Annotated in this window: 11 protein-coding genes; 4 read left to right on the top strand and 7 right to left on the bottom strand. The window is 34.0% G+C overall.

Features of this window, described 5'->3' with window-relative positions; all coding sequences use genetic code 11:
* Window positions 1-20: 20 nt before the first annotated feature.
* On the bottom strand, window positions 21-1,148 hold the full coding sequence (locus QL232_RS12900; RefSeq protein ID WP_281614422.1) for a DUF3179 domain-containing (seleno)protein: 1,128 nt from the start codon (window positions 1,146-1,148) through the stop codon (window positions 21-23).
* Between the two features lie 148 nt (window positions 1,149-1,296).
* Window positions 1,297-2,616, bottom strand: a complete 1,320-nt coding sequence (locus QL232_RS12895) for a M20/M25/M40 family metallo-hydrolase (RefSeq protein ID WP_281614421.1) — start codon at window positions 2,614-2,616, stop codon at window positions 1,297-1,299.
* Window positions 2,617-2,775: 159 nt separating this feature from the next.
* Here QL232_RS12895 and QL232_RS12890 point away from each other — a divergent pair, with 159 nt between their 5' ends.
* On the top strand, window positions 2,776-3,261 hold the full coding sequence (locus QL232_RS12890) for a tetratricopeptide repeat protein (RefSeq protein ID WP_168881828.1): 486 nt from the start codon (window positions 2,776-2,778) through the stop codon (window positions 3,259-3,261).
* Here the strand turns inward: QL232_RS12890 and QL232_RS12885 are convergent.
* From QL232_RS12885 to QL232_RS12875, 3 genes are all read right to left on the bottom strand, one after another.
* Window positions 3,258-3,503 (bottom strand): hypothetical protein, encoded by a 246-nt coding sequence (locus QL232_RS12885; RefSeq protein ID WP_168881829.1) that lies wholly within the window; start codon window positions 3,501-3,503, stop codon window positions 3,258-3,260. The two genes, QL232_RS12890 and QL232_RS12885, sit on opposite strands and share 4 nt — an antisense overlap.
* Window positions 3,504-3,628: 125 nt before the next feature.
* A complete protein-coding gene (locus tag QL232_RS12880; protein ID WP_281614420.1) occupies window positions 3,629-3,937 on the bottom strand; it encodes a S4 domain-containing protein in 309 nt (102 codons plus the stop codon).
* Between the two features lie 5 nt (window positions 3,938-3,942).
* Window positions 3,943-5,514, bottom strand: a complete 1,572-nt coding sequence (locus tag QL232_RS12875) for a toxin-antitoxin system YwqK family antitoxin (RefSeq protein WP_281614419.1) — start codon at window positions 5,512-5,514, stop codon at window positions 3,943-3,945.
* A gap of 94 nt (window positions 5,515-5,608) precedes the next feature.
* Here QL232_RS12875 and QL232_RS12870 point away from each other — a divergent pair, with 94 nt between their 5' ends.
* Both QL232_RS12870 and QL232_RS12865 read left to right on the top strand, forming a co-directional pair.
* Window positions 5,609-6,712: an AMP-binding protein gene (locus QL232_RS12870; RefSeq protein ID WP_281614418.1), complete on the top strand. Its 1,104-nt coding sequence runs from the start codon at window positions 5,609-5,611 to the stop codon at window positions 6,710-6,712.
* Window positions 6,696-7,658, top strand: a complete 963-nt coding sequence (locus QL232_RS12865; RefSeq protein WP_281614417.1) for a glycosyltransferase family 2 protein — start codon at window positions 6,696-6,698, stop codon at window positions 7,656-7,658. Before QL232_RS12870 ends, QL232_RS12865 begins: the two co-directional genes overlap by 17 nt.
* Here QL232_RS12865 and QL232_RS12860 read toward each other — a convergent pair.
* A complete protein-coding gene (locus QL232_RS12860) occupies window positions 7,651-10,581 on the bottom strand; it encodes a two-component regulator propeller domain-containing protein (protein WP_281614416.1) in 2,931 nt (976 codons plus the stop codon). The two genes, QL232_RS12865 and QL232_RS12860, sit on opposite strands and share 8 nt — an antisense overlap.
* A gap of 120 nt (window positions 10,582-10,701) precedes the next feature.
* Complete coding sequence (locus QL232_RS12855) at window positions 10,702-13,110, bottom strand: ATP-binding protein (protein WP_281614415.1); 2,409 nt, start codon at window positions 13,108-13,110, stop codon at window positions 10,702-10,704.
* 362 nt (window positions 13,111-13,472) lie between these two features.
* On the opposite strand from QL232_RS12855, the gene QL232_RS12850 reads away from it, so the two are divergent.
* Window positions 13,473-15,470, top strand: coding sequence for an alpha-amylase family glycosyl hydrolase (locus tag QL232_RS12850; protein WP_281614414.1), 1,998 nt, complete (start codon window positions 13,473-13,475; stop codon window positions 15,468-15,470).
* The last annotated feature ends 102 nt before the right edge of the window (window positions 15,471-15,572 follow it).

Raw genomic sequence — 15,572 nt, 5'->3', positions numbered from 1 at the left:
GTTCTTTTTATTTAATTTGATTACCAATTGATACTGTAAATAAGGCTATTAGTATAAAACTCTAATTCCGGAAATGCAAAACTTTCGGTAGATAATATGGTTTCAAGTTGTCCTCCTTCGTAACTTCCTTCCACACATTTCCCCATAAAATTCCATTTTGAACTCGTTCTATCGTCTACAAAAAGATCTCCTTCTTTTGAAAAAGTTAGCCATTGTCCATCGTAAAAAGCTGAATAAGCCACAGCTGACCCAATATCTTTTGCAGACTTAATATCTCTATCTCCCAACATAGAAGTACTACCTTCCATGTAGAAAATAGCTACATACATATCTAATGGTGTATCGTTAATCACTTTATGCTTCTTCACCTCTTCCATAGGGTAAACCATATGTTTGCCTCTAAGGTTTACTGTTAGAATACGCTCCATAGGCATTAAACGCTCACTTGGCATATGATTCAGGTACAAAGGCTTTTCTACCAATACATTATCGTACTTGTAATAAGGGTTAACACCATAAGGTAGTAATGCATCTTTTTCATCGTCTCTTAAGACCAATCCGTATTTACAGTTATCATAAAACTGTTGCATGGTCATACGCACCGCCATTCTTTCTGTAAGAACTTTATTTTTGAAAAAGCCTGTATCACTTTTGCCATTGTATTGTTGCCACCAAGATTCCGTCTGTCTGTCATAAAGAATAATGTTACTCATTCTTATCATTCCCGATGGACTAAACTCTAACTCTCTTTGAACACCTTTATGCTCAAATCTTCTTTCAAAGACTTTTACAGCATCCGACAGAGGACAATATGTGATAGCAATAGGCATTCCACCAATTCTATCATTAATCACCTGATGGAACATCAATATTTCCATAGGATATGCCTTGTGTTCACGTCCTTTACTAACAACCACTACATTTTCATTAAGGTTGTATTTTTCCTGTGCTCTTTCTTCGTTATAAAAACGAGGATAATCTATGGCCTTAAAAGCATCTTTGGGGACTAAAGACTCATATTCCCAAAGTTTGAAGTTTGCTTTATTAATATCAGTACTCCACTCACTGTTTACGCCAACTCGATTTACTTGAGCACTCACACTCAGGTAACTTATCATCACACATATAAGGAGACCGAATTTTCTCATTGTTCTAAAACAATTAGGTTTTTTACTTCTAAATTCTAAAAATACAAAGGTAAAAATTTACGGACATCTTCTCGTTAATTAACATCAATTTTAAAAAGATAATGTCAAATAGAAAATGTCCGTAATCCTATATTTTTTGAAGTGTAATCTACTTTTGTTTCACTCTAGTCGGTGTACTTCTTCCCTTAATAACAGGTTCAATACCAATAGCGATCCCTTGGATCACATCTACGATATTTTGGTAGTTTAATGTTTTTATTTCATCGTTTACCGTATGATAATAGGTATCAAAGTCTATATCTGTTGAAGAAACGGTTTGAGCAGGAACTCCTTTTGCTGCAAACGGAGCATTATCCGAACGCATAAATAAATGAAGCTCATCGTATGGATCCGGGAAGAACTTAAAGTTCATTTTATTCTTCAGTACCGTTTGAGCCATGATTTTACCTAAATTGGTTTTATCATAGCCTGTGATATATGCTTTACGCTTACCGTTAGCTGATGTTTTACCAATCATTTCGATATTTACCATCGCTACAATACTCTTAAGCTCTTCTTCAGACATATGGTCAGCCATGTAAGATGATCCTACCAAGCCCATCTCTTCTGCTGTAAATGTTGTAAACAATATGGTTCTAGGGTATTTCATCTTTCTTCTAGCATAATGTTCAGCTAACTGAATCACTGCAGATACACCAGAGGCGTTATCGTCGGCACCATTGGCAATAGAATCCCCTTGAATAGGTTTTAAAATACCGATATGATCATGATGTGCAGAAATCATGACTACTTCATTAGGTTTAGCTCCTCCTTCAATTTTAGCCATTACATTACGCATCTTCACTTCTTCAACGTTTTGTGAGTAATGCAAAAGCATTTTCTTGAATTTCTCTTTAACCTTTTCATTTTCTTTCACCCAGATAATAGTATGGTCAGCTTCCAGTTTATCTGTGTACCTTCCCGTTGTGTTTTTATCTTTTGAGTTTCTCATGGCCTGAATGTGTTGATCGCCTTTTACCCAAACTAGAGTAAGCTCATTAGATTTGATCAACTCTTCTCTAAAATTCAAGAATGACTGATCTTCAGGCAAATCAACTACCTTAACGCCTTTGGCTTTCTTAAGGATGACTAGCTTTTCATTCGTGTCTATAAAGTAATCACTTTTTGAGATCAAGATTTTATTAAGAAACAGTTCTTCGACCTGAACTGACTTATAGTATTTTGTGATGGTTTGGAAATATGTTCCGTTTTCACCAGCAGGTTTCAATCCGACTTTTTCGAACTGATCTTTGATGTATTCCGTAGTAATATATTCCCCTTCAGTACCAGCATATCTTCCTTTGAGATGGTCACTAGCTAACGTATCAATGATTTCTTGGGTTCTTGCAACTGAAATTTGGGCGTTAGCTGATTTTTGTATGACTAAGAAAAATGCAAAAACAAGGCTAAAAGTTTGTACTATTCTCATGAACTTTGAAGATATGTTAAGTTTTTCCCTAATGAATTTAATTGTTAGAAACTTTTTACTTTAGGAAGTGTATTTAATAATGTGACAGGCACATCGTATAAAACACGATTCAAAGTATAAAAGTAAAGGAAATTTACTTAATATTAAGCATCAACGATCATGAAAGAATATACAACGGAAGTAGACGTACTGTTCTCGAAATTGAAACTTGCTACAGATAAAAATAAAATATCAGATATTGAAAACTCAATCTTAGAGATTTGGCAGAAAACCGATGATCCATTTATTAACGATGTTATCGCTTTAGGTTTAGAACAAATTTCTAAAGAAAGATATAAAGACGCCATTGCTACTTTTTCTCATGCATTAATCTTTTCGAAGAATCATGCAGAAATCTATAATAAACGAGCAATCTGTTATTATATGAGAGGGGAATTTAAAAAAGCAATTGATGATCTTAAGAAAGTATTATCTCTGGAGCCTAGACACTTCGGTGCCCTATCTGGGTTATGTACGATTTATAGAGAATTAAAATTGGACCTACATACATTAATGACTATCGAGAAGTTATTGCGTATTGTTCCTAATAAGGAAGGCTTAAGCTTACAGGCGAAGAATATCAGAAAAAATTTGCGAAAGAATTAGATTACTACTTCTCGCTTACTTGGATCTGGAGCACCTGGAGGTAAGATAAATATGCCTGGAGGTAAATCTAGATCTGGCTCATTAGGAGAAACTGGCCATCCGCCATTGTTATCATCATCGTCATTGCTATTAAATGAGGAATCGTCAAAATCTTTTCTTTCAAGATAAGTATGATAAAAAGACCAAATAGCAAGACCGATAGCGAAGTACATGAGTAGCAACATAATATGTAAATATTCCATGATTTCTTTAGGTTGTAAGTTTACATCAGTAGGTATCGTAATTTATAATTTGAATATATTAATAAATGTAAATAAATACAAAAAGGCAGTGTAAAAAACTGCCTTTTTGTATTTAATAATTTGTCTTATTTATTGAGGTAGAATCTCTTTTCATCGATATACTCCTTCAACTTATCGAGTTCTTCCTTAGAAGTAATTTCTTCTACATTCTCCGCAACCAAACTGGCTCCAACTCTTTTATCAATGACTTGTAAAACCTTAAATTTACGCCAAATAGGAGCTTTTTTCACCTCAACGATATCACCAGCACTTATTTTCTGAGAAGGTTTGGGAATACTTCCATTTAATATCACTTCTTCCTTTTTACAAGCATCTGTAGCTATTGTTCTAGTTTTAAAAATTCGAACACACCACAAGTATTTATCAACTCTCATGTTTTTTACTCATTAGGGTATTTCACTTCTAGCAAAGTACCTTTATTATAAATTTCTTCTTTCTCTAGAAGTCCATTTTCGTCGAAATATTTCCAAGTATCGAGTTTCTTTTCTTTGTATTTTTTCCCGATTTCTCTGATTTGCCCATTTCGATAGTACTTCTTTACTACTCCGTAAATATATCCTTTATCGTAAGGCGTTTCCATTAATACAGTTTTCCCATCATCAAAATATTCGATGCGAATACCCACTAATCTACCTTTACGGTATTTTTCTTTGGTTAATAGTGCGCCTTTATGATTATAAATCATCGCATCACCTTCCTCAAAGCCATTTACAAAAGTCTTTGTCATTTTTAACTGACCATCATTGTAATATGTTTTCCAAGGACCACTTTTTTGTTTCTTGGTGAACTGTCCTTCTTCTGAAATTTTTCCATTTTCAAAATATGCTTTATAAGCTACCTCTGTTGCATTTTTAGCATAAACTTCTAATTGTTTCAGATTTTTACCATCTTCATAAAACAGTTGTTGGTTACCTTTCTTGATACCTTTCTGATAATTAAACTCTTGTTTTAAATTACCTGTAGCATAAAAAACTTTGGTAACACCATGCATTTTTCCTTGTTGCATATGTCCCTCTTTCAATAAAGTACCATCTTCAGCATATTCTCTAAAAACACCTTTCTGTTCTTTTCCTAAAGCTGTAATCATCTCTGACTTTAACTGACCATTTTCATAGTAGTTTTTATAATTGCCAGTACTTTTCCCTTCGACCATTTTATTTTCAGACATTTCCTGCCCCGATTCATAATATTCTATTCTTAAACCGTGTTCAAGGTTATGATCAAAAGGTATTAGAAGTTTCACCTGTCCAGAAATATAATATTCTTTGGATTCCCCTTGAAGTTCACCCAAAACGAAGGCACTTTCTTTTTGTAATGATTCTGACTTAGGGAAATATGTATAATAGATACCATCAATTTTGCCCTCTACATAATTGCCTTTTTGTTTGATGTTACCTTCTTCATCGTATACAGTAGTTGAACCGTTTCTTAGTTCACCTTCCATCTCGGAAGTAGACATAATTTTGCCCGAAGGATAAAACTCTTTCCAGATATTCGCTTTGATATTATGTTCAATCTGAACGACACCTGTAGGAAAATACTTCTTCATTGTTCCTACCATTTTATCCGCCTTAAACTGAGCCTCTGTCTTTTTCATACCTTCTACATAGTATGAAGTGTACGCTCCTTGTTTTAAACCGTTTTTATAATTGGCTTTAAAATGCACTCTCCCATTTTCGAAATATTCGAAGAATGGACCATTCAATACACCATCTTTATAAGTCGATTTTACAATTAGGTTATCACTTCCTGGGAAATATCGCTTATACTCTCCATCTATGCGATTCGAGTCTCCATCAATCACATAAAATTCTTCTGCTACAATCCCTGCCCAATCGTCGTAATACGTTTTAATCAATGTTTTTTGATTCGACTGAGCAATTGCAGTTAATTTAAAAATTGTAATTAGACAAATAAGTAAGGTATATTTGTTGATTCTAATGGTGTCCATAAGGCAATTATGATTATTCTAAGAAGACAAAGATCAATTATCATTCCTATAATGACAACTTATTCGATAGAGAAAACAAATTTTAGTAGATAACATGCTTTTACACATACTCAATAAAGAATTCACTATCAATGATTTAAAAAATGGAAACTTCTCACTTGAAGGGGATGAATTCATTGATAATGTTCTTATTTTTTGCTTTGAGTGGCTCAATGGTAAAGAAGCATTCAGCATGCAATCTTCTGGGTCTACCGGTACTCCTAAGACTATAACAGTTAAACGCCAACAGATGTATGAAAGCGCCAAAGCAACTGGTGCTATACTAAAACTTCAGAGAAACGATACGGCTCTAATCTGTATGAATACTGATTATATTGCAGGTAAAATGATGTTGGTCCGTATGTTAGAATTAAAATTAGATACTTGGATCGTACCTCCTACTTCTACTCCTTTTAAAGAACATCAATTTCCTGTTGATTTTGATTTTACAGCGATGGCTCCTATTCAAGTACAACTTAGTTTAGAAGATGTGGGATCCAAAGATCGTTTTCTAAATACCAAGAAGTTGATTATTGGCGGTGCTCCAATGGCAGAAAGTCAAGAAGATGAAATCATACTTCAGATGGTAAATACTAAAGTATATATGACATATGGTATGACAGAAACGGTTTCTCATATTGCACTAAGAGAAGTTTCAGCTACTTCTGACCAACTGTATCATACCTTAAATAATGTTCTAATTGGCCTTGATCATCGTAATTGTTTAAATATTACAGCACCAATGACTGACAATAAGAAAATTCAAACCAATGATATTGTCAAGATTATTTCTTCAACATCATTTCAATGGATTGGTAGAGCTGATAATATCATCAACAGTGGAGGGGTAAAAGTTCAGGCAGAAAAAGTAGAAAAAGCTACTTTACACCACCTTTTTGATCTGGGATATCATAATATCAACCTATTTGTTGGAGGTGTTCCGAATGATCTACTTGGGGAAGAAGTCACTCTATTTATTGAGGGTGTTTCTTTATCTGCAGAAGATGAACATCAGTTATTACTGAAATTAAAGAATGAGTTAGGCCGATATGAATTACCAAAGAAAGTGGTATCAGTAGGTAGTTTTGTTAAAACCAATACCCTAAAAATTCAGCGTAAACAAACCATCAAACAATACTTAGATGAAACCGGTGCTTAGTGTTATTACTGCAGTATACAATTCTGAAAGGTTTTTACATCAATACTTTTATAGTTTGCTCAACCAAACCTATAAAGACTTCGAATTGATTATTGTGGATGATGCTTCATCGGATAATAGCTGGAATATTATTAAAGAGTTTGCTCAAAAAGACGAAAGAATACGAGCATATCAAAAAGAACATTCGGGTAATATTGCTACTAAAAGTTATGCCCAATCTAAAGTAAACACACCTTATTTCACCTCGATTGATAGTGACGATTTTATCTCTGAAGATGCTTTAGCATTGGGGATGAATGATATACTCACTAAGAATTTAGACTGCTCTTTATATCAACTTACTTACCATTACCCAACAGGTGATATTGATCTTGTAACAAATACATCAACTCCCATATTTGGAAACCTAGAAGCATTATCTCTTAGCTTAGATAATTGGAAACTTTCAAGTTTTGGAATCTATAAAACTACACTTTTAAAAAGGATAAAAAATCAGATTGTTGGAATACATGCTGACGAGTTTGAAGCCAGGCTATTACTGTATTATTCCAATAGAATTGGTATCAATAAAGGGACCTATTTTTACAGACAACATCCTTCATCAATAACTAGTATCATTAACGGAAATATCACAGATTTATTAACGTTACAAATAGAACTTGACCGATTTATCAAAGAAGTAGGATTACCAGAACGCATCAAAAGTATCAATGATAAAAGTAGTTTGATGATTGCCTATGGTACACAACATAAACTTGAAAATAATAGAAAGAAGTTTTCTGTTGAAGAGTATCAAACGATATTTCAAATGAGTGAAGTATGTCTTTCTTCCATCAACTTTAAAAAACTTATTCAATACATCACTTTTACTCAAAAAGAAAAAGTGTTCCTTACGTTTAGACTTGTTCCTAAGATGATCTTAAAGCTGCTTTTCAGAATTATTTAAAAGCAAGAATATAATCCTGCAAATTCTCTTCTGCACTCAACGTCAACTTCTTTTTCAATCGGTATCTTGAGGTCTTAATACTGTCTTGAGAGATTCCTAAAAGATTCGCACATTCAATTAAACTTAAGTTTAATCGGATCAAAGCACAATGTCTTAAATCATGAGCAGTTAACGACGGATGCTTTTCTTTAAGATGTTGATTAAAGTTCTGATGTACTCCTTCAAAGTAGTGTTGAAATTCTTCCCAATCTTTATCTGTTTTATCGCTCTTTTCTATAGTTCTGTAAAGGTGCTTCATAGGACTTGCCACATCTGGGTATTGCCCTTCTATATCTTTCAATTGCTTTTTTAAAGTATGCATGAAGTTATTTTTCTCCACAATATTAAGCGTTACCACAGTTAAATGTTTGTTCTTTTGCTCCAACATTTCTTGTAGTTTCTCTTCTCTCAATTGTGCATTTTTTAAATCAGCTTCAGCAATTGATTTTTCAGCTTCAATGATCTTCTGTTTCTTTTGATAGATCTCTTGTTGCTGCTCCATTATCTTAGTTTTCTGAGAAGTAATTTCCTTAGCTCTAATCTCTACAAGATGTTCTAGCCTTTTACCCTTTTCAATTAGGTTCTTATTGTGTTGTCTAAAAATAAAAAAGATCAGTACTGCCAATAATAAGACTAGAATAACATAAAATGCAGGTGCTTTATAAAAAGGTGTTTTTACCTCAAATTTCATGGTTGAAATATCGCTGGATTGATACCCTTTTAAAGTAGCTCTAACTTCTAGCGTATAGCTTCCATTCATCAAATTCAGAAAACTCAATTGATCTACCTTATCTAAATTCACCCACACTGTGTCTGAAGAAAGCATTCGGTATTGATAAGAGATATTTGATGTGGGAAACTTTTGAGTATTAAACTTTAATTCCACATCACTCTGATATGGTATTTTTTCAGTAGAATCACTTACTAACGTTTCAGAACCATCAGCATTCAATATAACCATCGATATTTCTGGCGCTTTCGTTTTTTTATCTAGGTCCCTACTTTCTGTGGCTACCACTAACCCTTTTTCAGTAGCTATCCATAATCTACCATCTGAATCCTTGGATAATCCTTGGATTTTTATTGCATTCGAAGGTAAACCATTGGTCTTATCAAACAATTGAGCTTCATCATTTTTCACTCGATACAACCCTTTAAATGATGCCAGCCAAAGAGCTCCATCATCCGTCATTTCTATTGCTTTAAATGATGTATTAGCATCAAGCCCAACAGGTAAAAGCTCGCTGAGTAAAATTTTTTCTTGTGTAGACTTTGAAGAAAAATAAAAGCAACCATCTGATGTTGCCAGATAAATAACATCCTTCTTAATCAACAAGTCCCAAACGACAATATTCTCCTCCACTTCCCTTGGGAAAACTGCATTGACCTTTTCAAATTTCTGGTTGGTATAATTGTATTTCTGTAACAAGCAGTGTCTTTTATCTCCCCCTAAATAGAAAGTACCATTATTAATTCCTTTAATTACTTGGACTCCATTAAGTGCGTCACCTTGGATATGTTGAGCATTATCATTTTGATCAACCTTAAAAACACCATTCTGATACTCCCCTGAACACCACAAGTGATTCTCTTCATCAATAAAGAAAGAAACTACTGCTCCTTTCATCTTAATGCCTTCTACTTTTGTAAATAAGTTTTGATTATATGATGTAGAGAACAACTGTCCTTCATATGTTCCTATGTAGACCTTTCCGTTATATTCAATGAAGCTTCGTACCCTTTCTTTAAAATGATAGACGAACGTTTGTTTCCATCGATTTTCTAACCACTCCAACTGACGAAGACTATCTCCCTCAGAAATTATCACATTCCCTTTTCGGGTCTCTTTTGCCGCCTCAATCAATACATGATTAGATACTAAGTCAACCCATTGGAAAGGTACTTTCTTTAACAATCCGATACTTTCTGTACCACCAATCCACCAACCAAGTTCTTTTTGATAATCCAATGAAAGAATATCTTTCACTCCTTGTAAATCGATAGGATGTTGGATGCGTGTTGAGTTAGAAAAATCAATGAAATAAGCTCCATCAGACCAAGTACCAATAATCATTTGATAGTCTCCAATCTTCTTACCAGATGACACTCCTTCAATGGTAGTTACCTGAGTCCAATTAACGATATTTCCTTGTCTATCTACTTCCATTTCAAAGACCCCTTCTTCACCTCCTACCCAAAAGGTTTTAAAACTCACTTTCTCAACCCATGAAATATTAGATAGTTTCTGAGGAAGAGACACTTTGGTAAAAATATCTTTTTGATTGTCGTACTTGAAAATACCAACGTTATAACTAAAAACCCATGGATTATTGAAGCCATCAATCTCAAAGAGTACCGTTCTTACATAATGTGGTGATTGCGATTTAAAATGAAGAGTATATCGCTTGATAGGCTGTCCCAATTGATAATAAACAATCGAAGAATCCTCACCTATCCAAAAGGTAGAATCATTTTGAACATAAATACTTTTGGGGTAATGTATTTTCGTTTGGTCACTTCTATTTGTAGATCCATCAATAAATGATTCAATAGAATACTCATCATAATTTGAAGAAAGAATACCAATACCTAAATCATGAACGATAAGCACTCTTCCATCCTTGAGGTGAGTAAATGATTTGATATAATGACTGGGAAGAGTATGGTTAATAAGGTCTACTTTTTTACCATCGAACCTTAATATACCATTATCTGTTGCTCCCCAAATAATACCGTCTGAAGTATGTGTAATCGATTTTAACTGCCCTGAAATCAATCCTGCATCAACAGGATAGTAGATAAAATCCAAGGACTGTGAATAAGTAAAGGAAATACTTAAAGCAAAGAGAAAAATATTTATTATTTGTTGTAAAAATCGATTCATGAAATGTTCTTACTTTAAACTTATTCACATACTCACAATAATATCTCACAGAAAAGAAAAAATGTTGATAACTTTTTGATTTCCATTCATCGTTTTCAAAAAGTTATCAACATTCTAAGATTAAGCTTCAGTATTTGAAATACCTTTTATAGGTAGCTTAATTGTAAATGTTGTTCCTTTACCTATTGCTGAGTCTACTTTTATGTCTCCATGATGGTCTTGAATAATACCAAATGAGATTGACATCCCAAGGCCAGTACCTAATCCGACAGGTTTAGTGGTAAAGAAAGGATCAAATATTTTACTTACCGTTTCTTTATCCATTCCTTTACCGTCATCTTGTATTTGTACATATACAAACTCATCATCATTCCAAGTTTTGATGTAAAGGTTACCCTCATCGGTAATGGCTTGTTCTGCGTTATTTAGTATATTCATAAACACTTGGTTTACCTTACTTTCATTGCAAGAAACCAATGGAATATTACCATAATCTTTATGAACTTCGACTCTATTTTTCAGTTTGTTATTTAGTAGAGTCAATGAGGTATCGATACCTTCTTCAAGGTTTGCTTCTTTGAATAAAGCTGAATCCATTCTTGCAAATGTTTTCAGATCCATGACAATTTGAGTCGTTCTTTTCGCACCTTCCTCAATGCCATTAAGCAAGTCTTTAATCTCATCAATGACAAAAGAAACTTCGAACTCGTCTTCTATCCCTTGAACTACTTCAGATTCCACATGTTTCTTCAACAAATTGAAAGCAATGGTCAAGTCTTCAATATCATCTTTTAATGGAAGAACGTTGTTTGCCACAAAATTAATTGGATTATTAATTTCGTGAGCAATACCCGCTGTTAATTGACCAATTGAAGCAAGCTTCTCTGAACTTACCAATTGATCCTGCATTTCTTTTAATTGCAATAGTGTTTTCTCCGTCTGCTTTAACGAGTCTTGCAATGCCACATTTTTCGTCTGGATTTCTTCGTTTTGTACCCTGATTTCATCATGGGCAATTCTTAACTTATCAGACTGTGTTCTTAGGGCATCATTTTGTCTTTCGATGTGCTTGGTACGTTTCTCAACCAATAACTCTAAGTGATTTTTATGCACTTCTAACTGCTTTTGTGCATCTTTCAACTCTGTTACATCTACTAAGAAACTTGTTACACCAATAATGTTCCCTTGAGTATTTCTAAAAGGGTTAAAGAACTGTTCGAAATAATACCCTTTAAATTTATCTACAACTACAAGGTCTTCTCCTTTAATACATCGATCAAAATACTCCCCTTGTAAAATGTGTTTATTGTTTTCCTTGATCTCATTATAAATGTCCAAAAGGTAATCTCCTTTTTCCAAGCGTTTACCTGTTAGCATCTCTGTAATTTTCATAAACTTATTGTTACAGCTCAACAATCGTTTATCTCGATCAAGAGTATACATCATAATATGGTCCGAGTTATCAAGAATATTACGTAATAGTTCGTTTGTTTTCTTGTACTCTTCTGCTACAATTTTTCTTTGTTTTAGCTCATTCTTCCATTTACTAACCATAAATGTCAGTGAAGAAGTAATGACAATCCATAATAAGAAAACTAGAGCCATTGTAAAGTTTCTGGATTGTATAGAGCTTTTCAATACAGATTTAAGCGGAACTCTTGTGGTAATTACCCATGGTTCTGTCATTCCTTGTATTTTAATAGGGAACAACATTTCGTAATAGCTTTCTTCTGTTTCTGCATTTTCAACAATCCTAGATACTTTCTGATCATTTCTTAAGGATGCGAACAAATACGCTGGTATACCGTCATTTTTTCCGATATCATCAGGATTAACGGAACCCACAATCTGACCATTGGGTGCCGCAATACACACATAACGATGATCAATATGATCACTTTCATGGATGAAGTTTTGGAAAAATGATAATCGAATAGCCGTTCCTACTGCCCCAATAAAAGTTTCGTTTTCATTGAAAAAAGGTAAAACAACATGGACAGCGAAGGCATTTTTCTCCGTACTTTTCTTGATGTGTTTGGGTAAGGTAACAAAAGACTCTTTTGAAGCTAGAATCCTCTTTTTTAGGAAGAAATTATCCCAATCCAACTCCCCTTGATGGATTTCATGAAGAATCTTACCATCCAATTTTTCGGTTTCTTGATCATAGAAAATTGGATTGTACACTAATTGGTTACTGTCTGAACTGTCCATTAAGACCATCCATAAGTACTCAATGTTAGAATAATGAACCACAGTATTGTTAAGTAAACCTGTCATTACATTATCAGTTTCCTGCTTATTGGCACCGATAAGTCGCATGGTATTACCTATCAATCGCATTTCGGAAAGAAGGGTTTGTAGTCTGGATTCAATCGTCTCACCATATCTAACAGCTCTTTCTTTTGTAACTTCAAAAGCAAGCTTCTTAGATTGACTTCCACCGTTTTCGTATACTTTGTAACCTATGATCAGAAAACTAAATGTGGTAAGAGCGATAACCCCCCATATAGATCTCGACTGTGAATTCAATTGTTCTTCAATTATTGATAGTTATTCTGATGTAAAATCTATTTTCACATTCAAACTCACAAAGTTATCAATCATTTAAGGTAATCTCTAGATATTTAGGACCTTTTTAATAAAGTTTAAATAAAAAGTTTCACATAAGTAGTTCTACCTTCACTAATGCTAGGAAAGTAGACCAAAAAACAGCTATTAAATATCTTTTACATAAATTTTATAATAAAAAGCTGTATCGAAACGGGTTGCAATCAAATGTTAACAAAAACTATGATTTTTATCTTCAGCTTATCAATAAAAAGATTGTAAATTAGACTACAACGTAATTAAAATTACTAAGATTTACCTTCAATTCTTTTGAACAAGTAAGTATGAAAAAAGAATCTAAATTGCTCAAAATTCTTGAGTACTTAGAGGCAAATGAGGCAAAAGAAACTAGAGAATACTATGTGCCTTCACTTTGGCTCGGACAAGAACAGGGGCCTTCTCATCCTGTTAAAACCAACCCAATGACGTTCTTTAAGAACGCAATCAAAGAAATTACAGCACCAACTGATAAAAATGTCAACTATAATCATTCTTTGTCGAAGCTTAGAAATGATGTACATGGCAATGGTGGAGATTGGACATATTTCTCAAGTTTCTACAATTTATTCCCTCGTCTAACGGCTGCATATGATCATGATAATGATGGTCATGTTGGGTCTGGACATAGAATGGACATTACTAGTAGCGATAATGGCTTCCGTGAAACCGGTACGCTTTTAAAATGTATCGCTATGCTAAAATATATCAGAGATTTAGGTTGTAATACAGTTTATATGTTACCTATCACTAGTATTGGTGAAGATGGTAACCGTGGCGACCTAGGTTCTCCTTATGCAATTAAAGACCAGTATCAAATCGACCCAAATTTGGCAGATCCACTCGTTCCTTTTACTGTTGAAGAACAGTTCGAGGCATTTGTTGAAGCTGCCCATATGATGGGAATGAGAGTAATTATGGAATTTGTATTGCGTACTTCTTCTCTTGGTGGAGACTGGGTAACTTCTAACCCTGAATGGTTCTACTGGATCGATAGAAAAAGAGCTCATGAATACCATTCTCCAGAGTTCCCTGCTCATGAGTTAGCAGAAATCAAAAAAATTCCTGATGGTGGAGGCTTCCACTTCGCACCAAGTCAAGAATACCGTTCACTATTCAAAAAACCACCAACACCTGAACAAATTAAGGTAGAGGATGGAAAATTCGTTGCTTATACAGACGAAGGTGAATTAATTATTCCTGGTGCTTTTGCGGACTGGCCGCCAGATGATATTCAGCCAGCTTGGTCGGATGTTACGTACCTTAGAATGTACAACTTCCCTTACGACCATACTCCAAATGATTATAATTATATCGCTTATGATACGATTAGATATTATAATCCGGAGTTGGCACAACCACCACATATCAATAGACCACTTTGGGATAAGATTAATGGTGTTATTCCTCATTACCAAAAATTTGGTATCGACGGTGTAATGATTGATATGGGACATGCACTTCCTCAACAATTGATGGAAGAAATCATCAACAAGGCGCGTAATAACGATCCTGATTTTGCTTTCTGTGAAGAAAACTTTGATGTTACTCAACAAAGTAGAGACAAAGGTTTCAATGCAGTATTAGGTCATGAATGGAGAGTAACAGCTAGAGAGAAAAGAGATGGTCTTCAAAGAATTGTACAAGATTCTAATGAATACCTTGCTTTACCATATTATGGTACTCCTGAAACTCACAATACGCCAAGAGCAATGATGAGAGGTGGAGAACCTCACTGTAAAGTTTCCTATGTATTGAATAAGTTCTTACCGAACTCAATTCCATTTATACATCAAGGTTTTGAATTGTTAGAAGAATGGCCTGTAAATACTGGTCTTAATTTCTTACAATCTGAAACTGATTATTATAGCCAACAAAGGTTACCATTATTCTTCAAGTCTGGACTTCGTTGGAATAATGACCACAACTTAATTGGGTATATCAAGTACATTAATAACATCTATAATCACTTTGGATGGATGTTAAATAATGAACATTTGAGAGGTAATGATAGCTCAATGACTATTCATTATCCAGATACAGAATACGAAAGTGTTATCGCTTTTGAACGTTTCGACCCTTGGCATCCTGATCATTCTATATTGGTTGTCGCTAATACAGACTGGAACAACTCTCAAGACTTCTACCTAAATATTCCAGGTACTAATAATGGTACTTATTGGGACTTTGTAGGTCAAAAAGAATATAGTTTTGTAGATAATTGGATGTCTGCAACATTAGAAGCTGGTCAATGTTTAATCATTGAAATCAAGAAGATTGTCTGAGTTTAATTCCTCAGTATAAATAGTAAGCCCTTTTCTCAATCTTAGAGAAAAGGGCTTTATTTTTTACTTTACACTCTTTAATGATCATTGAACTTTGTTAGG

The organism is Flammeovirga sp. SubArs3, from assembly GCF_947387565.1.
Classification (GTDB): Bacteria; Bacteroidota; Bacteroidia; order Cytophagales; family Flammeovirgaceae; genus Flammeovirga; species Flammeovirga agarivorans.
The sequence above is the reverse complement of the archived record's forward strand: the minus strand, read 5'-3'. Positions and strand labels throughout refer to the sequence as shown.

Coding starts and splice junctions, on each gene's coding strand:
- QL232_RS12900 (WP_281614422.1), bottom strand. CDS start 1,148: ATGAGAAAATTCGGTCTCCTTATATGTGTGATGATAAGTTACCTGAGT.
- QL232_RS12895 (WP_281614421.1), bottom strand. CDS start 2,616: ATGAGAATAGTACAAACTTTTAGCCTTGTTTTTGCATTTTTCTTAGTC.
- QL232_RS12890 (WP_168881828.1), top strand. CDS start 2,776: ATGAAAGAATATACAACGGAAGTAGACGTACTGTTCTCGAAATTGAAA.
- QL232_RS12885 (WP_168881829.1), bottom strand. CDS start 3,503: ATGGAATATTTACATATTATGTTGCTACTCATGTACTTCGCTATCGGT.
- QL232_RS12880 (WP_281614420.1), bottom strand. CDS start 3,937: ATGAGAGTTGATAAATACTTGTGGTGTGTTCGAATTTTTAAAACTAGA.
- QL232_RS12875 (WP_281614419.1), bottom strand. CDS start 5,514: ATGGACACCATTAGAATCAACAAATATACCTTACTTATTTGTCTAATT.
- QL232_RS12870 (WP_281614418.1), top strand. CDS start 5,609: ATGCTTTTACACATACTCAATAAAGAATTCACTATCAATGATTTAAAA.
- QL232_RS12865 (WP_281614417.1), top strand. CDS start 6,696: ATGAAACCGGTGCTTAGTGTTATTACTGCAGTATACAATTCTGAAAGG.
- QL232_RS12860 (WP_281614416.1), bottom strand. CDS start 10,581: ATGAATCGATTTTTACAACAAATAATAAATATTTTTCTCTTTGCTTTA.
- QL232_RS12850 (WP_281614414.1), top strand. CDS start 13,473: ATGAAAAAAGAATCTAAATTGCTCAAAATTCTTGAGTACTTAGAGGCA.